Here is a 19,003-nt window from a genome sequence, read left to right on the forward strand (position 1 = left end):
GGGTGGCCCCCATGGGGGGCGGGGTGGCTGCTGAGCGGCTGGTTGCGCGGCGCTGTGCGCGTCGGTGCGGCGTTGTCGTGCTGGGTCGTTGGTGGTCGGGCTGGTGTCGCGCAGCTCGTCGCTCGCGCCCAAGGACAGGGCGGTCGTGGCGGCGGCTTGCACGGTCGAAGTGTTTGACGCGGCACCAGCGCGGCCGGTCTGGGGTTGGATGCTGTCGGCGAACCGTTGTCTGAGCCAGCGGGTGGCGAGGTGTTCGGGGACGTCGTGGATGATTCCGCTGCGGTGGTGTCCGTTGAAGTAGACGAGTGTGCCGGCGCGGACTTCGACGGTGTACACCTTGGCTGGCGTGGTCATGGTTTGGGCTGGGTTAGTTAGCTGCCGCCGGTGTCGGTGGTGATGCGCACGATGGCCGCCGGGTTGGGGAACCCGAAGCCGATGCGCAAGATGGCGCGTACGGCTACGCGGTCGCTGGTGAAGAACACTGACCGGTCGGCTTCGACTTCGGCGGCTTCTCGGATGACCATGTAGGCCATTGCTTTCGGGACTGCCCAGACGGTGTCGTCGACGGTGGTGACGTACGGCGACGTGAGCAGCGGGATGCCGAGGATCTGGCGTTTGCCCGGCATCGTTGGGTCTGCCTGTAACAGCGGGGTGTTCAGGTCGGTTCCGCTTTTGAGGCGTGCCAGCTTCATCGCGGTGGCCGGGTTGGTGACGAACGCGGTGATGACTCCGTTGTGCTGCTCGGCGGTGTAGACGGCATCGCTGAAGGGGTCGATGTTTGCGTAGTCGCCTTCGGCGTCGACGGTGGAGACGCCGCTGATGCCGGGGATGCCGCCGGGGCCGTCGGGGGTGGTGGCGGTGAACAGGGCTTGGTCGGTCTTGCGGATGAGGTCGCGGACGATGCCTTGGCCGACGACGTCGACGGCGGCTGGGCTTGAGTCGTTGGCCAGCTCGCGGGTGATGACGGTCAGGGCGGCCAGCTTCTTTGGGGTGACTAGCTCTTCGTCTATTCCTGCGTCGCTGACGTCGATTTCTTCGCCTTCGGCAGTCCAGCTGGCGGAGGGGTCGTCGGTGACTACGGGGATGCGGTATTCGTGGCTGCTGGTGGTCACGGGGGTCAGGACTTGGCCGGCGACGCTGTTGACGATCAGCGGTTGGATGACGAGTTCGCCGACCTGTTCTGGGGTCAGGATGGACGCGAAGGTGCTGGTGTTGGATGCCATGGTGTTGCTCCAAATGGGGGTGAGTGCGCTTGTGGCGCAGCGGGATTACGGATTGGTTTTCCGCGTGCTCACCCGGAGCGACGTGGTGGGCGGTCTAGCCCATCGGTTGAGTCTGGCCCGGTGCCTGCCGTCTGTCCTGACTCAGACGCAGATTCTACCGGCCCTTGATGACAGTGTCCCATCCTGCGGCCGAGGGGCCGGGTGGTGTCGCCCCGTTTTGACCCCACAGGTTCGGCGTGTGCACTTCGGGTCGGGCCAACCGGGGCCGCTGAGCTATGAGCGCTTCGGCGGCCGCGCGGACCGCGCCGGCGTCGAGGCTACCGTCTTCGCCGTAGAACGCGGCGTGGTCGGCTCCGCCGAGGTCCCACAGGTCCGCCGGCACTTCGAGCAGGTTGGCTATGGCGGCTTCGCATTCGCGGCGCTGGTAGCCGGCTAGCCGCTCGGCCAGGGCGTCGCGTTCGGCTTCGGCGGCGCGGAGTTTGGTGCGCCAGCGGGCGGCCTCAGCGTTGTGTGACTCGGTGGTGTCGTCGGGTGCCTCGGCGGCCGGCTGCGTGGGGGCGGCCGGTTCCCGCGGCGCCGGCTGCGATAGAGGTTCTGCCGGCAGGGTCGGTGTCGGCGCGGCCGGTGTATCGGCCGGCGTCGCGGCTTCCGTTGCTGCGGTGGCTGTCTCAGTCATTGTTCCTCGCTTTCCAGTGCGGGCCAGGTGCGGCGGCGCAGTGTCTCGGTCTTCCATTCCACGTGCGTTTCGAGCTCGTCGGGCAGCTCGAATCCCAAGTGTTCCAGCAGTTCTCGTTCGGTGGCGGTCGCGGGCCGCACCCACACCCATTTGCCGTCGATGCGCTGCGGGCGGCCGTGTCGCTGAAAGTCGTGGTACTGAGTCGCGTCCTCGGCGCGTTGCAGCTCGGGCGGCAGGGACTCGAAGACGAGCCAGCCGCGCGGGTCGTTGGGCACCTGGGGGCCGATGACGGTCATGGAGTTTCCTCTCCTGCCTCAAGCAGCGCTTCGCGAAGCCAGATTTGGAGCCGCTCGTCGATGTCGGTGTCGAAGTGGCGTAACACGGCGAGCACGTAGCCGGCCAGTTGGACACTGACGTGCACCAGGTCCGCGTGGGCGGCGACAGCGTACGCGCCGGGCACGTCGCCCTGGTGCAGCGCGCGGACCAACAAGACCGCGTCGGCGGCTGCGCGGCGACTCACTGCCGCCCCTTGCTACGGCGGGCTTCGCTCGCTACCTCAACCAAAGCGGCTGCCAACTCTTCCGCGTCGTCGATGCCGAGGTCGAATTCAAATGCTCCGTCGAACGCGATCGTCACGGGCCGGCCCCGTTCCTCCGTCGTGTACACGCGGGGGCGGATGATGCGGCGGCGCAGCCGCATCCGCCCGGCGTAGGCGCTTTCGTCGTCGTCGGTCATCTGGGTCATCCTTTCGCTGGGTGTCTCGGCTCGCTGAAATCGCGGTACTTGTCGGCTTGTGCCACAACGAGGCTGGCTTCGGACGCGCGCACAACACACGGCACTCGGCGGACTCTGCCGTCCGGTCTGGTACACCAATTGCCTTGCTGGGCTCCGCAATGTGGGCACTCAATCGCCAAGGCGTTGCAGTCGTTGTAGGCAGCCCAAATGGCTTTCCCGGCCTTCACGATGCCTCCTCGGCGGGTTTGAGGTGCCAGATGTGGGCCTGTCTGGGGTTGTCACCGGGAGCTGGTCGCGACTCGATGCGCGGATGCTCGTATGCCGACTTGCGCACGTTGGACCAGCTGTAGCCGGCCGCCTCGCCAGCTGCGCGCAGATCGGCCCGATCAACCTCCCTGACGTCAGGGGGCAGCGCGGCAAGGTACTGATCGACCCATTCGGCGGCCGGCTTGTATTCGGTTTGCTCTGAGGGGTCTATGCACCAGGTGGTGTTGCCCATCGTGCGGCTGATGACACGAACATCGGGGTGGCGGTTGGCCGCTGCGATCAGGCTCTGACGACCGTAACCGAGCGCTTCCCCTTCGGCGTAGACAGCAAACGACTCCACGGTCTTCTGACCGGCGCGCTGCAGCTCTGCGATGCGTTGCGCGAACCACTTCACCGCTGACAACGTCGGGTGCCCGTTTTCCGGTGATCGACGGGAATCTAGATCTGTGACGGTCGCACCGGCGCTCTGTCGTTCTGTTTGCTGGTGCTGTCGTCGGCAGCGTTCGCAGTAGCCGTGTTCGAGGGACTCGGGGGCGAGTAGGCGTTGCCCACACTCCGCGCATTTGGCTGCCTGATCGTCAGTCGGCTCACTCTCCGGACTGTGAGCTGACTGGAAAATACGCTCAGTCGGCTCATCTTGTTTGTGCTGGTCAGGTCCAGTTGGCTCAGTTGGCTCACGGTTTTCAGAGACGGGGGGTGTGCTGAGCTGACTGGGTAGGTACCACGTCGAGGTGCGGGGGAAGCCTGAGGAGCGGTCTTCGACGCCGAGCTTTTTCTTTGCTCGCTTCAGGGTGGCCTCGCTGAAGCGTTCCTTGGCGGCGTCGTTCTTGACGACCTTGGACGCGGTGGGGCCGTTGACGTTCAGGTAGTCCTGCAGCCAGTGCTCGGCGGCGGTCCGTTCGTCGCTGTCCTCTTCGGATTCGGGTGCGGCGAGCAACCCTCGTGCGTCGTGGTGGGTGGTGCCGAGCCACTCAACGCGGGCGACACCATGGTCCGGGCTGTCGACTAAGCGGTACGCCAGGGATTGCGGCATGACGCCGAGGTTGGACTTCACGCAGGCAAGCACCCGCTGGGTTGGGTCGTTGGGGTCCGCGGCCACCAGCAGGCCAGCCCGGGCGGCACCGACGATTCCGATCGACCCACCACCGCGATACATCGGGTCTCGGGACGCGCCCTTGTTCAGGTGCCGCAGCAGAAGCACGGTGCAGCGGTTGCGGTCGGCGGCCGCGCCCAGCGCCGACAGAACCCTGCGGACGTCCTGGTCCTTATGAGCATCGGTTCCGGCGGGTAGGAACGCCATGAGGACGTCGACGACCAGCAGGCGCGCATCGGTCGTAGCCATGGCGGCGTCGAGGTCCAGAACGTCGGCCAGATTGAGCGGGCGTAGGTAGCGTTCTCCGCTGTTGGGGTCGATCAGCGTCTTGCCCTCAATGGCGTGAACGCGGTTGACGTCGGCGCCGGCGGCATCCAGTCGTGGACGCACTGTGTCGGCCAGGCCGTCTTCGGCTGAGAGCAGCAGTACATCACCCGGGTGCTGGCAGCGCTCGCCAGTGGGCCACTGTCCGCCGGTTGTGACTGTGGCCGCGAAGCTGAGCGCAAGGGTGCTTTTGCCTAGGCCTGGGTCTCCGTCGGCGGTGACGATCTTGCCCAGCGGTAATCGGCTTTGCCAGAGCCATTCCACTCGCTCAGCCTTGACGTCGGACATGCGCGTGAGCTTGAGGCCATCGCCGTTCAAACTGCCCTCCGTATGTAGACCTCGCGGTGGCGGCCGATGCTGCGAGCGATGGCTGTCCAGTCGGCGGAGGCCGAGATCGCTTGGGACGCCTCGGCGAGAGCAGCGCCGATCATGTCGTTTCGGAGTGTGTCGCGGCGGCCGCCGTCCAAGACTGATGCGAGTTTCTTGGGGTCGGTGTCGTCGAGGGCTTGCCAGGCAAGGGAGCCGGCCAGCGGCCAGCTCCCCGCCCGGTCAAGCACCGGAACGACGAACAAGTGGACCGCGTAGAAGTCCACTGCCCGTGATCCGAGTCCGTGGCTCATCGGCACTCCCGCAGCAACTCGGCGGTCTTCGCCGAGACCGCGGCGAGGTCGTCGAAGATGCCCGGATGTGTGGCCAGCACGTCGGCGACGCCGGCGGTGTCTGGCAGGCCGTCGATGTAGGCCTCGAATCCGACTTCGAGCGGGCGGCGGTCGCGCTCATCCCAATACGCGAAACGCCGGACTAGTGAGACGATTTCGCCGGCGCGCACCTCCGCGCAGGTGTCCAGGACGAAGATCGGATCATCCCCTGGCTGCGGCGTTGGGAGCGGCGGCAACTCAAACCGTTGGACCGTGAGTTCGTTCATCGTGCACCGTCTTCGATCTCGTCGGCGACGGCGACCAGGTGCGCGGCGAGCTGGCGGGCCTCGAGGGGGGTCATCTTGAACGAGTCATCGACCTGTCCGTCTCCGTGGCCGACGAGTATGAAATTCATGTTTATGCAGGGCAGCTGGTTGTAGCCGCGGTAGGCGGCTACGGCGACGAATGACGGCCAGACGTTACGGCTCTGGCCTTCGCCTTTGAAGTTGACCTCGGCCTCTTCGCAGGACAACTCCACGTAATAGCTCTTGCCCCAACAAATCTGCTCGGAGCGGCCGGTAGCAGTGGTGTGCCCGTCGTTGTCCTCACACCAAACGGTGCAGGTAATCGGACGGAGTGCCGGGAACGGGCCACTGGGGTGGCTCTCCTCGAGAAGGTCGCCTCGACAGTCCCGAGTGTGGTTGCCGATACCGGAGCAGCACGGCCGGGTCGTCGAATCGACCGGGAACGGATTCCCGCCTTCCGCGGCCCGGTCGTCGTCGAGGCGTGGTTGTGCCATGATGGTGGAACCTTTCTGTTCTGTGATGGATGGGTAGCGACGACCCCCACTAGGTGCTGCAACACCGGGGGTCGTTGTTGTCATTTGGGGGAGCAGCATTAGGCCGCGCCTTTCGGCGAGCTGGCGTCAATCTGCTGGATGTATTCGCAGAGTGCGGCCTCTGAGACCAGTCGCCTGCGACCGATCTTGACGGACCGCAGTGCCCCACTTGCGATCAGTTCGAACACGGCAGATCTGCCGATGCTGAGTCTCTGCATCACCGTTTCTACGGGGTGTAGCTGCGCGTTGATCTTGTCAACCGCGGCGTCCATTGGATCCTCCTGTGTCATTTCAGCCCAAAACCGACCGGATATGTGTCGATTGATGACATGTTGACACACAGTGTTGGATCCGCACAAGTACCAGCTAGTCTGTGTTGATATGGCGCAATGGGTAGAAGATCTCCATGAGCGAGTGGCCGCAGCAGTACGGGATGCCCGTAGGGGGCACTCGGCCCAGTGGCTGGCCGACGAGACGGCTCGCCTTGGCTACCCGATCAGTCGATCAGCTATCGCGAACTACGAAAATGGACGCAAGAAGACCCTGGACATTGCTGAATTGCTGGTCCTCGCGGCAGCTCTGGATGTACCTCCTGTAATGCTTCTTTTTCCGGAGCAGCCTGACGGAGTTGTTGAAGTACTCCCCGGTGAGAGCGTGACCAGTATCGTTGCTGCGGAATGGTTTTCGGGTTCCGATGACCTGCCGTCCATGCGGGATAGGCCTGTGTCGAAAAGCGCCAATCTGATGAGGCTCGCTCACCGCAGGTATGAGTGGTCCCGCTATTTGACGAGCCGAATTTCACTGCGATTAAAACTCAACGGCGACTCGCACAACGTCCCTGAACGGCGTGCTGAGTGGGAACGTCAGTACCTTGACGAGATTCGACAGATGAATGCTGAGATCCGTGCTGCCGGCGGCTATGTCGCTGATGACGACGCCCGTGATCCTGCCGGAGGCCGCAATGCCTAGGCAGCGGATGGCGCCTGGGGAACATGGGCGCATTTCCGTAACGCAGTGCGGCAAGGGGATTTTCGAGGCGCGCACCTATGTTCGCGATAGTGACGGGGCGCGGCGGAAGGTGCGTCGTACTGGCCGGTCGGATGAGGATGCTCGCCGCGCCTTGCAGCGTCATCTGAGGCAGCGGACGGCACCGCTCACAGGCCAAGTCATCAGCGACACAACGACTCTCACTGAGCTGTTTGACGTTTGGATCACGCGCAAGGTCAGTGAGGATCGCCTGATGCCGCAGTCTGAGGCGCAGTACCGGAAGGTGTGGCGTGTCCACGGTGCGGGCAAGCTCGGGGCGTTGCGGATTCGGGAGCTGTCGACGAGTCGCGCCGATGCCCACTTGAAGAGCGTGCAGTCGGTGCGGCAGGCGCAGCTGTTGCGGATCGTGCTCAAAGGCATGTTCACGCTTGCCGTGCGGTTCGACGTGGTTGCTGTGAATCCGATCGTGGAAGCGCGGCCAAATAGGGCATCGAAGCGGGTTGTGCGGGCGGCTACTCCCGAGGAGTTCCGCAGGATCAGGCAGGCCGTCGCCGAGTATGCAGGCGCGGCGGTACGGGGGCCGCAGCGCGGCCGGTACTTGCCGGCTTTCGTCGAGGTCGCAATGGCCACGGGGGCGCGGCCGGGGGAGGTCCTGGCGATCCGCTGGGAAGACGTCGACTTGCTGGCCGATCCGCCCACGGTGACGATCAACGGCACGATCATCGATCACCAGACCATTCCGGGAATGCCAGCGCACCGCCAGGACGTCCGCAAGCACGGGGCTCCGCCGCTGACAACGATCCTGCCGGCGCATGGGGTGGAGGCGTTGACGGAGCTGTTCGGCGCGACCGGGCCGGCGGGTCTGGTCTTCAAGAATCGCGACGGAGGTCCGATGTCCGCATGCAACCTGCGTCGGTCGATGCGCGCCGCGCTGCCCGAGGATTTGCGTTGGTGTACACCGCATTCGTTCCGTCGCACCGCGGGCACGGTCGTCCGGGACGCGCACGGTGTCGAAGCGGCGCAACAGCAGCTCGGTCACGCGCACCTAGCCACGACTGAAGGTCACTACGTCGAGAAGAAAGCCATCGGCCCCGACGCCCGGAAGGCGCTTGATGCGTTCATGGACGGGGAAAGTGGCCGGTGAATGTAGTCGGAAAGTAGTCGATTCTGGCCAAGCTCCGGAGTGAGCGCGGCCTGTAATCAGCGTTTCCGCTGGTAGTTGAGCCCCCTGTCAGGATTGAACTGACGACCGCTCGCTTACAAGGCGAGTGCTCTACCACTGAGCTAAGGAGGCCGGTTAAAACCGGTGCAAGCCTAACCGGAGTCGTCCGCGTCGATCACACGCTGGGACCGAACCGTCCGAGATGACGAGGAACGTCGGGGTGTGCGCCGCGGCAGTGGGATGCGTTCGGCGATGTTGCTGAGCGGATTGACGACCAGGGTCAGCGCGGTGACGGCATCCTGCAGGGTTTGAATGGCCGGCTCGAGAGCCTCCATCCCGGGCGCCAGTCGGCCCAGCGTGTCGGCGAGGTCGGTGAGCTGCTCGATCGGCCCGTTCTGCGCGGTCAGCAGGTCGATCACGCCGCCCTCGGCAAGCAGCCGTTGGGCCACGCCATCTTCGCCCAGCAGTCGGTCGATCAGCCCATCCTCGGAAGTCAGCGAATCGACCACCCCACCTTCGGCGAGCAGCCGGTCGGCCAGCCCGCCCTCGGCCAGCACCCGGGCCACCGGTCCGTCATCCGCGAGTATCCGGTCGGCTAGTCCGCCCTCGGCCAGCACGCGAGACACCGGTCCGTTTTCGGCGATGATCTTGTCGGCCAGTCCGCCCTCGGCCAGCACGCGAGACACCGGTCCGTCCTCGGCGATGATCTTGTCGGCCAGTCCGCCAGGCTGCAGTGCGCGCTGCACAACGCCGCCCTCTGCTGTAAGCCGGTCGAGCAATCCACCTTCGGTGGTCAGAAGGTCGACCAACCCGCCGGGACGCAGAAAACGGTCCAAGACGCCGTCCTGCGCGATGGCCCGCCCCAACGGCATGTCGTCGTCCAGCAGCCGGGCCAACCGGTTGGCGCGCGCCAGCGCGACTTCGTCGATCCCCAGCATGCTCGCCATGGCCCGCGAACCGCTGGTGCCGCGGGGATCACCCACCGCTTGCTTGGCCACGCCAACTGCAGCGTTCGCCAGATTCAAGCCCGCCCCGACACCGGCGAGCCAGATGCGCGCGGGCGCGGTTGCTAAATCCACCAACGATTTGCCGAGAGCCATCTCGCCAGTGTATTCGCGGGTACCGATCCGAATGTGGCGCGGGTTACTAAGCAATTGCCCGGTTTCCTGGCAGACTATTAGCAGATTGCTAGCACCGAGCTCCCAGGAAATACTCAATGACTATTAAGCAAATGTACAAGAAGTCTCTCGGGGGTCTGGCGTCATGACTGCGCCAAATCCAGGCGCAGCCGCCACGCCCGAGGCCCGCATCCTCGTTGTCGACGACGAAGCCAACATCGTTGAGCTACTTTCCGTGAGCTTGAAGTTCCAGGGATTCGAAGTTCATACGGCCACCAACGGCGCGCAGGCGCTGGACAAGGCCCGGGAAGCCCGCCCCGACGCAGTGATTCTCGACGTCATGATGCCGGGGATGGACGGTTTCGGAGTACTGCGCCGTTTGCGAGCAGACGGCATCGATGCGCCCGCGTTGTTCTTGACGGCGCGAGACTCATTGCAGGACAAGATCGCCGGCCTCACGTTGGGTGGCGATGATTACGTCACAAAGCCTTTCAGCCTGGAGGAGGTCGTTGCCCGGCTGCGTGTCATCCTGCGGCGCGCCGGAAAGGGCAGGGCCGAACCTCGCAACTCCCGCCTCACGTTCGCCGATATTGAACTCGACGAAGAGACGCACGAGGTGTGGAAGGCCGGCCAGCCAGTCTCCTTGTCGCCCACCGAATTTACGTTGCTGCGCTACTTCGTCATCAACGCGGGCACCGTACTGAGCAAGCCAAAAATCCTCGACCACGTTTGGCGCTACGACTTCGGCGGCGATGTCAACGTCGTCGAGTCCTACGTCTCATATCTGCGTCGCAAGATCGACACCGGTGAGAAGCGGCTGCTGCACACGCTACGCGGAGTGGGCTACGTGTTGCGGGAGCCCCGGTGATCGCCGCCGTGAGCGGCACGGCCTCACCGGCCTAGGTAGCAGGTCATGGCCCCACGCCGTCCACGCGGAGTGCCACTGCGGGTAGGCCTGGTGGCCGCCATGCTGGTGCTGGTGGCGGGGGGATTGTTGACATCGGGCATCGCGGTCACCTCGATCCTGCGGCACAGCCTGATCAGCCGCATTGATGCGGCGCTGCTGGAAGCGTCCCGCACCTGGGCGCAGTCACCGTGGAAGCACGACCCGAACCGCGGCAACGCCGATCCTGCCCGGCCGCCCTCGAAGTACTACGTGCGGGGCGTGAGCCCCGACGGGCATACCGTGACAGCGATCAACGACCGCAATGCCGAGCCCGCATTGCCGCCCAACAATGACGTGGGCCCCAACCCGGTCACGTTGCCCTCGGTTCGCGGCTCCGAAATCGAATGGCGCGCTGTGACCGTGCACGGATCCCATGGGGGCTTGACCACGGTCGCCATCGACCTGACCGACGTCGAGCACACCATCTGGTCGTTGGTCTGGCTGCAGGTCGGCATCGGGGTGGTGGTGCTGGTTGTGCTCGGGATCGCCGGTTTCGTGGTGGTGCACCGCAGCCTGAAGCCACTGGCCGAAGTGGAGGGGACCGCGGCGGCGATCGCCGCCGGTCAACTGGATCGACGCGTCACGGAACGCGATCCCCGCACCGAGGTGGGCCGACTTTCGTTGGCGCTCAACGGAATGCTGAGCCAAATTCAACAGGCGGTGGCCGCCTCGGAAGCCTCGGCCGACACCGCCCGTCGCTCCGAAGAGCGCATGCGGCGCTTCATCACTGACGCCAGCCACGAATTGCGCACCCCGTTGACCACCATCCGAGGCTTCGCGGAGCTGTATCGCCAGGGGGCCGCACGCGACGTGGCAATGCTGCTGTCGCGCATCGAAAGCGAGGCCAGCCGGATGGGCCTGTTGGTGGAGGATCTGCTGCTGTTGGCCCGGCTGGACACGCCGCGACCGCTGGAGAACCACCGGGTCGACCTGCTCGCGCTTGCCAGCGACGCGGTGCACGACGCCCGCGCCATCGACCGCAACCGCAAGATCACCTTGGAAGTCCTCGACGGCCCCGGCACGCCGGAGGTGCTCGGCGACGAAGCGCGGCTGCGCCAGGTACTGAGCAACCTCGTTGCCAACGCGCTGCAGCACACGCCAGAAAGTGCGGACGTGACCCTCCGGGTCGGCACCGAAGGCGACGACGCAGTGTTCGAGGTCGCCGACAAGGGACCGGGCATCAGCCCGGAGGACGCGGCACGGATCTTCGAGCGGTTCTATCGCACCGATTCATCGCGGGCACGCGCCAGCGGCGGGACCGGACTGGGACTGTCGATCGTCGATTCGTTGGTACGCGCCCACGGCGGTTCCGTGACGGTGACAACCGCACCCGGCGAGGGTTGCTGTTTCCAAGTCCGGATGCCGCGCGTGAGCGACGTGGCGGCGACGGTCAGCGAAACGGTCAGCTGAGCTGCGCCAGCGCCGCCTTGATCCGGGCCTGCGCGTCGTCCAGCGACTCCGGTGACGGGTTGCGGTCGACGTTGGCGAAACCGAAGTCGCTCAGGCTGCGGGTGGGGAACACGTGCACGTGCAGATGGGGCACTTCCAGACCGGCGATGATCAGACCGGCACGCTCGGCCTGGAACGCTTTGGTGACGGCCTTGCCGATCAACTGGGCTACCGACATCACGCGACCGAAGGTCTGCGCGTCGACGTTTTGCCACTGATCGATTTCGGCGCGCGGCACCACGAGCGTGTGGCCCTGTGTCATCGGCTCGATCGTCAAGAAGGCGACGACGTCGTCGTCCTCGTAGACGAAGCGGCCAGGGAGTTCACGGTTGATGATCTTGGTGAAGATCGACGCCATTGCTCAAGCATATGCGGCCGGCCTTTCTCGCCGAGATTGCCGCCACGGCTGTAGCCGCCGCCCGAATCGCGACCCCAGCGGCAATCTCGACGCACCCGCGCGCGATGGGGCACGCTTTTGCGCGTGGCGATGCGCGTGGAGATGAGTAGGCGCTCAATGTTGGCGCTGGCGGGAGCCGGCGTCCTGGCGGCTGCGTTGCCTGCCTGCACGGACCCCGACAACGACGCAGTCGAGGAGCCGTACGAGCTCGACAGCTATGGCTACGACCCCGACGTCGCCGAACCGGTCCCGGTCGAGGTGCCGGCAGGCCGTGGCACGGTACCGCGGGCGGCGTCCGTCCGGACCGAGTGGTTGCCACCGGTGGGCAGGCAAACCATGCCGAACTGCTTCGTGTGGGGCTCCATATACGGGCTGGCGACGTTCTATGCGGCGCGCAAGAGCCAGACGCCGCCCACGACGCCGGACCGCCAAGCCGCGCCAGATTACGCGTTCATCCGGTATGAGATCGCGAACAAGACCGAGCCAAACAATTGCCACGGCGGCCAGATCGGCAAGTGTCTCAAGTGGCTTCGCGACAACGGTGGCACCCCGTCACTGGCCGCGGCTCCTAACCACCGTCGACAGGGTCCCAAGTCCTCGTGTGAGATCAACTGGGAAGAGTATGGTTCGCGCACCATCCCGCCCGACCCGAAATTCCTTATCCCCGAATACAAGTCCACGAAAATCACCGGACCACAGGGCTTGGACAACCTGCGCACAGTCATCGCGTCCGGCATGCCGATCGTCTTCGGTACCTACCTATACAGCGACTTTGACCGTTACCGCGGTGCGCAGCAGCCCTACGTCGGCAACGGGCAGCTCATGCACAACAAGGCCGGCAAGAAGGCCGGTCATGTAATGCTCATCGTCGCCTACGACGACGATTTCACCGCGAAGACCGGCGCCGTGCGGATCCAGAACAGCTTCGGAAAGCGTTGGGGCAATGAGGGGTTTGTGTGGATGGCCTACGACACGCTGGAGGCTATCGCGCAGGGGTCTGGGGTCTACATACCCCACGATGCCTGAACCGGGCCTGAACAACACGCCGCGCTGACGCCGAAACGTTAACGCAGTGTGGCCGTGTCGTGTCTCGCGGTCACGACAATCACCATGACCCATTTTACGGGGAGGGGTCTAGCGTGAGGCTACCTTCGGCAGTGCTGGCGACCGCCGTTGCAGTGATGACGGCGTGTTCCACTTGCCTTGTCCCCACGATGTTTCCGGCCGCCGTCAAGGCGGTCTCTTCGTTTGGGCCACTGGCACCGCCCAACCCGTTCATGGCGCCAAATGGTCTGGCGTCCATGCATAATGACGCCGGCTCGGCCGACGCCGGACCACTCCCAGGACCCGGCGCCAGCCTGCAACCGATATTTGCCTACCCGCTGTTGGCCGCCTGCCCGACGATCACCCAGGGCACCGACGGACTAGTGGTGGCCCTGTGCACCACCATTGTCGGCCAGAACCCCATCGTGCATCTCCTCGATCCCGGAGCCGTTCTGCCGCAACCTGTTCCGCTGGCAAGCCTCGGAATCGCCAAGGGCGGTTTGCTCGGCGGCGTCTACGCATATCTGGACAACAACAACCAGCTGGTGATGATCGACGGGACCAATCATCTGCTGCGAATCGCGCATATCAAGGACGCGAAGGGGTGCTGGCAGCTAGTCATCACCGAATCCACCGACGTGTCCAGCGTGATACCCGCCGGTGACAGCTCGGTGGGAGTGGTTCCCGACTATTTGGGCAACGTGTGGTTCGCCACCGCCACCGGTGTGGTCGGAGTTGCCAAAGTGGGTGGCGGCGGGGTGGCCAGTGTGCACCTGAACGCCGGTGAGCGGGTGGCGAACAGCATCTCGAGCTCACCCGCCAATCGGGTGGCCGTCGCCAGCACCCACGCGCTGTACGAGCTCAATCTCGACGGGGTGGGCAACCCGCAGATCCTGTGGCGTCAGGCCTACGACCGTGGCCCGGCGCGCAAGCCAGGCCAATTGAGCTGGGGGACCGGTTCAACACCAACCTATTTCGGGCCGACCGGCGCCGACTACCTCACCATCATCGACAACGCCGAACCCATCGTGCATGCGGTGGTCCGCGAGTCCGGGACCGGCAACCTCATCTGCGAGCAGCCGGTGCTCACCCAGGGCGGCCCGGGCAGCGAGAATTCCCCGATAGGGGTGGGGAGCACGATGTTCATCGCCAGCACCTACGGCTATCCATACCCGGCCGTTCCGCCTGATGCTGGTCCGGCGGTGCCGCCGACGGCACCGTTCGTCGGCGGAATGACCAGGCTAGACATCGACAATCCCGGCTGTCACACGGTGTGGGACAACCGGGTTCGCAGCGCGGCGCTGCCGCACCTGTCCATCGGTGACGGTCTGATCTACACCATCACCCGCCTCGGGTTGGACACCACCACGCCCGTGGACGGCTTCGCCTTCGCCGTCGTCGACCCGAACAACGGCAGATTGCTACTGCAACAACCGAAATCGCTGACCATACTGAGCGATCCGATACAGACGGCCACCATGGTCCTGATGGGCAACAAGATCATGCAGGGCAACATCACCGGCATCGGCCGGATCGGCTAACCCCGCGAGCAGACGCAAACTTGTACGAAAACCGCTGATTCTAAACAAGTTTGCGTCTGCTCGCCGGAAGAGCTAGCTCACTCTTCCTTGCCGAATTTCATTGTCTCCAGGTTCCAGTAGCCGCGCAGGTTGGTGATCAGGCCTTCGTCATTTACCCGATAGGTGAACACACCACGGACCGAACTGGTGAAGCCGCCCTCGAACTTGCTGTCCAACACGAGGATATGAGCGATCTCGTTGGGCGAGCTCGACGGAAACGTCTCCTCGCACGTGATCGTAAGGTTGTTCGCGGCGATGTTGGTGTCGTAGAACGCGGCCACGTTCTCCTTGCCCTTTATGCCCGTACCCTCGGGATTGGTCACCGACTTGCCGATCGGGTCTTCGATGACGACATCGTCGGCCATCAGCGCCAGCCAGCCCTCGCGATCGTGGGTCTGGACACAGCGCCACGACGATTGCGACGCGGTGAGTGCCGGGGAGTCGACTGTTTGGGTCATCGCTTACATCTCCTTTGTCATATGGCACACGCGGCGCGGGCGCCGTCTTCGGTGGCTTTGCGAATCAGGCCCAAACCGCTGCAGTCGCCCGCGGCGTGCAACGGCGTATCGGGCAGCGCGGCTTTCAGCTCGTCGAAAAACCTAGTGTCGGGCTCGACCGACCCGGCCAGCACGACGCTGTCGGCGGCCAGGTCGCGCGAAGCCCCTCCGGCAGGGGTGAATACGACCGCATCAGAGGTGATTCGCTCGACAACCGCCCGCACGTGGATGGTGACACCGAGTCGATCCAACCGATCCATGTGCTCGGTCTTTCGCTTGTTACCCACTTCTGGGGCGATGTCACGGCCGGCCTCGAGCACCGAAACCAGTCGTCCCCGCGTGGCTAGGAACTCGGCAAGCTCCAGCGCGACAAGGTCGCCCCCAATGATAACGACGCGCCGCCCCAGCGGCATCCATGCTCGGGTGGCCAACCGGAAAGCCTCCGGACGCACCAGTCGTTGCCGCCAGCCGCCGAACAGCTTGTGGTCGAGCAACTCTCGCAATCCTGGCCCGGTGTAGACGTGCGGCAGGCCGGCACCTGGGATGTGGGGCAAAGCGATACGACCGCCGGTGGCCACCACCACCGCGTCCGGCGCGGCCGCCACCACATCGTCAGGCGTAATAGCTTGCCCCAATGCCACTTTCACCGAGCTGAGCCGAATCTCGTCGCGCAGGTAACGCAGGAAGGGCTCGTTTTCCGGGTGCAGCACGCTTGCCCAGCGCAGTGCGCCGCCCAGTTCCCCGCCTCGCTCGAACAGGGTGACGCGGTGTCCGCGTTCGGCGGCCACCCGCGCGGCTTCCAGGCCGGCGGGGCCGCCCCCGACCACCACCACATCCTTGGGACCGCTGGCCCGAGAAGCGGTCAGTTCGCGTTCCTTACCGGTGCGCGGGTTGACGGCGCAATCTACTGAGAAGCGCTGTTCCATTGCATCGATGCAGTTTTCACACGAAATGCACCGCCGGATTCGCTGTTCCTGGCCGCACCAGAGTTTCCGGGCGAACTCGGGATCGGCCAGCAGCGGCCGTCCCATCGCGATGAAATCGGCGCGCCCGTCGGCGAGAATCCGTTCGGCCGTGGTGGGGTCGTGGATTCGCCCGACGGCGATCACCGGAACATCGACCACCTGCTTGACCGCGGCGGCGGCACCGACGTTGAGCGCGTCGCCGTCGTCGGCAGCATTGACCATCCCGGTCACCAGGCGGTCGATCACGCCCCCGCTGACGTGGAACGCGTTCACCCCAGCGGCCACGAGTTCGGGTGCCACGCGGGCGGTTTCGTAGATCGGCCGACCACCGGCCACGCGTTCGTAACCCGAGATACGCAGCGTGATCGGCAGTGCCTGGCCGATCTCGGACCGGATCGCGGCCAGCGTCTGCAGTACCACCCGCAGCCGACCCCGGACTGAGCCACCATACTCGTCGGTTCGCCGATTGCGTTGGGGAGCAAGGAAAGATCCCAGCAACATGTAGCCGTGCGCGGCATGCAACTCGATCCCGTCATACCCCGCCTCGACGGCACGCCGCGCCGCGGCCTTGAACAGATCCAAGACCTCGCGCAGTTGCTGGGCCGTGATCTCGGCCGATGGTCGGCCGGTCAGGTATGACGGGATCACCGACGGTCCCAGTGACGTCACGCCGAACATCTCCGGTCCCAAGCCGTCGGGTCCGGCGTGCACAATCTGCGGCTGGATCTTCGCGCCGTGTTCGTGCACCACGTCGACGAGCGCGCGGTGCGCCGGCACGGCGGCATCGGTGGCCAGGTGCAACCCGCCGGGAGTTTCCGGGTGTTGGCTGTCCACGCCCGTGGCGCCCAGCGTGATCAGCCCGACGCCACCCGCGGCGCGGGCGGCGAAGTAGTCCCGGGTGCGCGTCGACGGAAGCCCGTCCGGCGTCCCGTACATCGTCTCCATCGGAGACATGACCAGCCGGTTGCGCACCGTCATGGCGCCGATTCGTCCCGGCGCCAACAGGTGCGGAAAACGGGTCACTTAGGACCGGGGTTGTTACCGATCGGCGTCGGTGTAGCGGATGACGCCGCGAATGTTCTTGCCGTCCAGCATGTCCTGGTAGCCCTCGTTGATCTGCTCGAGGCGGTACTGGGTGGTGACCATGTCGTCCAGGTTGAGCTTGCCGGCCTTGTACATCGACAGCAGCTGCGGAATGTCGTATTGCGGGTTACCGCCGCCGAAGATGGTGCCCTGCAGGTTCTTCTGCAGCAGGGTCAGCATCGCCAGGTTCAGGTTCACGTTGGTGTCCAGCATGCTGCCGATTGCGGTCAACACGCAGGTGCCGCCCTTGGCGGTGATGTTCAGGTAGTTGTCGATGTCGGCGCCCTGCAGTTCACCGACGGTGACGACCACCTTGTGTGCCATCAGGCCGTAGGTGACCTCCATGATCCCCATCAGCGCGGTATTGATGTCCGGGTAGACGTGGGTGGCGCCGAACTTGAGCGCCTGGTCGCGCTTCCACTCCACCGGGTCGATCGCGAAGACGTAGCGGGCACCGGCGTTCACCGCACCCTGCAGCGCCGCCATGCCGACACCGCCGACGCCGACGATGGCGACATCCTGTCCGGGCCGGATGTCGGCGGTGCGGACCGCCGAGCCGTAGCCGGTGGTGACGCCGCAGCCGACGAGCGCGGCGACCTCGAACGGAACCGACGGGTCGATCTTCACGACGGAACTGCGGTGCACGACCATGTACGGCGAGAAGGTGCCGAGCAGGGTCATCGGGTAGACGTTCTGGCCGCGGGCCTGGATGCGGAAGGTGCCGTCGGATACCGCGGTGCCGCCGAGCAGGCCGGCGCCCAGGTCGCACAGGTTGCGCATGCCGGCTTGACAGGTCGGACACTGCCCACAGGACGGGATGAAGGACAACACCACGTGGTCACCCGGTGCGATGTCCTCGACGCCAGGTCCGACCTCGGTGACGATGCCCGCTCCCTCGTGGCCGCCGAGCACCGGAAAGCCCGCCATCGGGATGCCGCCGGTCACCAGATGGTGGTCGGAGTGGCACATGCCCGCCGCTTCCATCTGGATCTTGACCTCGTGGGCTTGCGGATCGCCGATCTCGATCTCCTCGACCGACCACGGCTGGTTGAACTCCCAGATGAGAGCGCCCTTTGTCTTCACGAACCTGACCCCATTTCGCCTTTGAATTGATCAGTACTACCTGGCCCCATCATGCCTGGCGGCCGTAGTGACGAGTGCCACAGGGCACTGCTTGTGGCGCCAGCATAGCGCGCCAGGCAAACAAATGCTTGGTTGGGTCACCAGAGCGGGACGGGTGCCTTGCCCAAGGGGTAATAGCCAGGCAGTTTCTCGCCCGCCAGGCTGCGCTCGATCCGCTTCTGCATACCCTTCGACAGCCTCCCGGCTTTCATCAGGTCCATGTAGAGGGACTGAACGTGGCCGAAGTCGAAGAAGTCGCGTTGCCATTCGATCTTGGCGTCGGCGTTGAGGCGGAACCAACTGCCGCCGATGCCGTAGATCTCGGACTGGGTGCCGTCACCGTCGGTGGCCACCTGCTTCCAGAAGCCGACGATCTCGCCCTGCTTGTCGTCGATGATGACTTTCTGATACGGGTACTGCCAGTTCTCCAGACCCTCCATCTCAAGCCCTAGGGCGATGTCGCGGATCTCGTCGATGCCGACGCACATCACGTCTTCTTTGGGGCCGATGTTCCAGCCGTAGGTGGCGTCCTCGGCGTAGAAGTCGGCCAGCGGCTTCCAGTTGCCTTCCCGCTCGGCCACCCGGTTGGCCTCCAGCCACCGTTCAACCCAGTCCTCCAACACCTCGCGGGGGTGTGACGCCATGATCAGTCTTCTTTCTCTTTGATGAGTAGTGCTTGGGTAGGGCACATTTCGACGGCCCGCTCGACCTCGTCGCGGGCGTCGTCTGAGGGTTCGGCGTCGAGGATCTCGACTTTGCCCCGCTTGGGCACCCGGAAGTAGTCGGGTGCTTCGAGTTCGCACATGGCATGCCCCTGGCACAGATCCAGATCAACTTCGATTCTGAACGAGCCCATGAC

25 protein-coding genes and 1 tRNA gene are annotated in these 19,003 nt (G+C 64.9%); 6 read left to right on the forward strand and 20 right to left on the reverse strand.

The features are described from left to right. The 12 genes from BST27_RS08155 to BST27_RS08205 form a co-directional block, all read right to left on the reverse strand. On the reverse strand, positions 1 to 354 hold a 354-nt coding region (locus BST27_RS08155; protein ID WP_139805062.1), incomplete at its 3' end, for a hypothetical protein. A gap of 17 nt (positions 355 to 371) precedes the next feature. Beyond that, positions 372 to 1,223, reverse strand: a complete 852-nt coding sequence (locus tag BST27_RS08160) for a phage major capsid protein (protein WP_069419761.1) — start codon at positions 1,221 to 1,223, stop codon at positions 372 to 374. A gap of 154 nt (positions 1,224 to 1,377) precedes the next feature. Further along, a complete protein-coding gene (locus tag BST27_RS08165; RefSeq protein WP_069419760.1) occupies positions 1,378 to 1,899 on the reverse strand; it encodes a hypothetical protein in 522 nt (173 codons plus the stop codon). Then, a complete protein-coding gene (locus tag BST27_RS08170; protein ID WP_069419759.1) occupies positions 1,896 to 2,195 on the reverse strand; it encodes a hypothetical protein in 300 nt (99 codons plus the stop codon). The genes BST27_RS08165 and BST27_RS08170 overlap by 4 nt, the downstream gene beginning before the upstream one ends. Continuing rightward, the gene (locus tag BST27_RS08175) at positions 2,192 to 2,419 is read right to left on the reverse strand and encodes a hypothetical protein (protein WP_069419758.1); all 228 of its coding nucleotides are present in this window, start codon (positions 2,417 to 2,419) and stop codon (positions 2,192 to 2,194) included. The genes BST27_RS08170 and BST27_RS08175 overlap by 4 nt, the downstream gene beginning before the upstream one ends. Then, positions 2,416 to 2,634: a hypothetical protein gene (locus tag BST27_RS08180; protein WP_139805063.1), complete on the reverse strand. Its 219-nt coding sequence runs from the start codon at positions 2,632 to 2,634 to the stop codon at positions 2,416 to 2,418. The genes BST27_RS08175 and BST27_RS08180 overlap by 4 nt, the downstream gene beginning before the upstream one ends. A gap of 5 nt (positions 2,635 to 2,639) precedes the next feature. After that, a complete protein-coding gene (locus BST27_RS34980; protein WP_428842030.1) occupies positions 2,640 to 2,861 on the reverse strand; it encodes a zinc finger domain-containing protein in 222 nt (73 codons plus the stop codon). Continuing rightward, positions 2,858 to 4,606, reverse strand: coding sequence for an AAA family ATPase (locus BST27_RS08185; RefSeq protein ID WP_139805064.1), 1,749 nt, complete (start codon positions 4,604 to 4,606; stop codon positions 2,858 to 2,860). The genes BST27_RS34980 and BST27_RS08185 overlap by 4 nt, the downstream gene beginning before the upstream one ends. A gap of 26 nt (positions 4,607 to 4,632) precedes the next feature. Next, complete coding sequence (locus BST27_RS08190; RefSeq protein ID WP_197518121.1) at positions 4,633 to 4,938, reverse strand: DUF2742 domain-containing protein; 306 nt, start codon at positions 4,936 to 4,938, stop codon at positions 4,633 to 4,635. Continuing rightward, positions 4,935 to 5,243 (reverse strand): hypothetical protein, encoded by a 309-nt coding sequence (locus tag BST27_RS08195; protein WP_069419755.1) that lies wholly within the window; start codon positions 5,241 to 5,243, stop codon positions 4,935 to 4,937. Before BST27_RS08195 ends, BST27_RS08190 begins: the two co-directional genes overlap by 4 nt. Beyond that, a complete protein-coding gene (locus BST27_RS08200; protein ID WP_069419754.1) occupies positions 5,240 to 5,755 on the reverse strand; it encodes a hypothetical protein in 516 nt (171 codons plus the stop codon). The genes BST27_RS08195 and BST27_RS08200 overlap by 4 nt, the downstream gene beginning before the upstream one ends. Positions 5,756 to 5,853: 98 nt before the next feature. Continuing rightward, positions 5,854 to 6,066, reverse strand: a complete 213-nt coding sequence (locus BST27_RS08205; protein ID WP_069419789.1) for an excisionase family DNA-binding protein — start codon at positions 6,064 to 6,066, stop codon at positions 5,854 to 5,856. A 109-nt stretch (positions 6,067 to 6,175) separates the two neighbouring features. Between BST27_RS08205 and BST27_RS31260 the strand changes: the two genes are divergently transcribed. Further along, a complete protein-coding gene (locus BST27_RS31260) occupies positions 6,176 to 6,763 on the forward strand; it encodes a helix-turn-helix domain-containing protein (RefSeq protein ID WP_139805066.1) in 588 nt (195 codons plus the stop codon). Then, a complete protein-coding gene (locus BST27_RS08210; RefSeq protein ID WP_069419788.1) occupies positions 6,756 to 7,925 on the forward strand; it encodes a tyrosine-type recombinase/integrase in 1,170 nt (389 codons plus the stop codon). Before BST27_RS31260 ends, BST27_RS08210 begins: the two co-directional genes overlap by 8 nt. A 78-nt stretch (positions 7,926 to 8,003) precedes the next feature. Here BST27_RS08210 and BST27_RS08215 read toward each other — a convergent pair. Further along, positions 8,004 to 8,075 (reverse strand) — tRNA-Thr (locus BST27_RS08215). 20 nt (positions 8,076 to 8,095) lie between these two features. After that, the gene (locus tag BST27_RS08220; protein ID WP_069419753.1) at positions 8,096 to 9,043 is read right to left on the reverse strand and encodes a hypothetical protein; all 948 of its coding nucleotides are present in this window, start codon (positions 9,041 to 9,043) and stop codon (positions 8,096 to 8,098) included. A gap of 163 nt (positions 9,044 to 9,206) precedes the next feature. Here BST27_RS08220 and phoP point away from each other — a divergent pair, with 163 nt between their 5' ends. Continuing rightward, positions 9,207 to 9,929 (forward strand): two-component system response regulator PhoP, encoded by a 723-nt coding sequence (phoP, locus tag BST27_RS08225; protein ID WP_069419752.1) that lies wholly within the window; start codon positions 9,207 to 9,209, stop codon positions 9,927 to 9,929. A gap of 45 nt (positions 9,930 to 9,974) precedes the next feature. Beyond that, a complete protein-coding gene (locus BST27_RS08230; RefSeq protein WP_069419751.1) occupies positions 9,975 to 11,417 on the forward strand; it encodes a sensor histidine kinase in 1,443 nt (480 codons plus the stop codon). On the opposite strand, the gene BST27_RS08235 is transcribed toward BST27_RS08230, so the two are convergent. Beyond that, positions 11,410 to 11,814, reverse strand: coding sequence for an HIT family protein (locus BST27_RS08235; protein WP_069419750.1), 405 nt, complete (start codon positions 11,812 to 11,814; stop codon positions 11,410 to 11,412). The two genes, BST27_RS08230 and BST27_RS08235, sit on opposite strands and share 8 nt — an antisense overlap. A 141-nt stretch (positions 11,815 to 11,955) precedes the next feature. On the opposite strand from BST27_RS08235, the gene BST27_RS08240 reads away from it, so the two are divergent. Both BST27_RS08240 and BST27_RS08245 read left to right on the forward strand, forming a co-directional pair. After that, positions 11,956 to 12,879 (forward strand): C1 family peptidase, encoded by a 924-nt coding sequence (locus tag BST27_RS08240; protein ID WP_170062285.1) that lies wholly within the window; start codon positions 11,956 to 11,958, stop codon positions 12,877 to 12,879. Positions 12,880 to 12,992: 113 nt separating this feature from the next. After that, on the forward strand, positions 12,993 to 14,438 hold the full coding sequence (locus tag BST27_RS08245) for a hypothetical protein (RefSeq protein ID WP_069419748.1): 1,446 nt from the start codon (positions 12,993 to 12,995) through the stop codon (positions 14,436 to 14,438). A gap of 77 nt (positions 14,439 to 14,515) precedes the next feature. Here BST27_RS08245 and BST27_RS08250 read toward each other — a convergent pair whose 3' ends face one another. The 5 genes from BST27_RS08250 to BST27_RS08270 form a co-directional block, all read right to left on the reverse strand. Then, the gene (locus BST27_RS08250) at positions 14,516 to 14,935 is read right to left on the reverse strand and encodes a ketosteroid isomerase family protein (RefSeq protein ID WP_069419747.1); all 420 of its coding nucleotides are present in this window, start codon (positions 14,933 to 14,935) and stop codon (positions 14,516 to 14,518) included. Positions 14,936 to 14,952: 17 nt separating this feature from the next. Then, the gene (locus BST27_RS08255; protein ID WP_069419746.1) at positions 14,953 to 16,962 is read right to left on the reverse strand and encodes an FAD-dependent oxidoreductase; all 2,010 of its coding nucleotides are present in this window, start codon (positions 16,960 to 16,962) and stop codon (positions 14,953 to 14,955) included. 15 nt (positions 16,963 to 16,977) lie between these two features. Continuing rightward, complete coding sequence (locus BST27_RS08260) at positions 16,978 to 18,105, reverse strand: NDMA-dependent alcohol dehydrogenase (RefSeq protein WP_069419745.1); 1,128 nt, start codon at positions 18,103 to 18,105, stop codon at positions 16,978 to 16,980. A gap of 137 nt (positions 18,106 to 18,242) precedes the next feature. Then, positions 18,243 to 18,788 (reverse strand): Cif family virulence factor, encoded by a 546-nt coding sequence (locus BST27_RS08265; protein ID WP_069419744.1) that lies wholly within the window; start codon positions 18,786 to 18,788, stop codon positions 18,243 to 18,245. A 2-nt stretch (positions 18,789 to 18,790) separates the two neighbouring features. Beyond that, the gene (locus tag BST27_RS08270) at positions 18,791 to 19,000 is read right to left on the reverse strand and encodes a ferredoxin (protein ID WP_069419743.1); all 210 of its coding nucleotides are present in this window, start codon (positions 18,998 to 19,000) and stop codon (positions 18,791 to 18,793) included. Positions 19,001 to 19,003: the final 3 nt, after the last annotated feature.

Origin of the sequence: Mycobacterium intermedium (assembly GCF_002086275.1) — a bacterium.
GTDB lineage: Bacteria > Actinomycetota > Actinomycetes > Mycobacteriales > Mycobacteriaceae > Mycobacterium > Mycobacterium intermedium.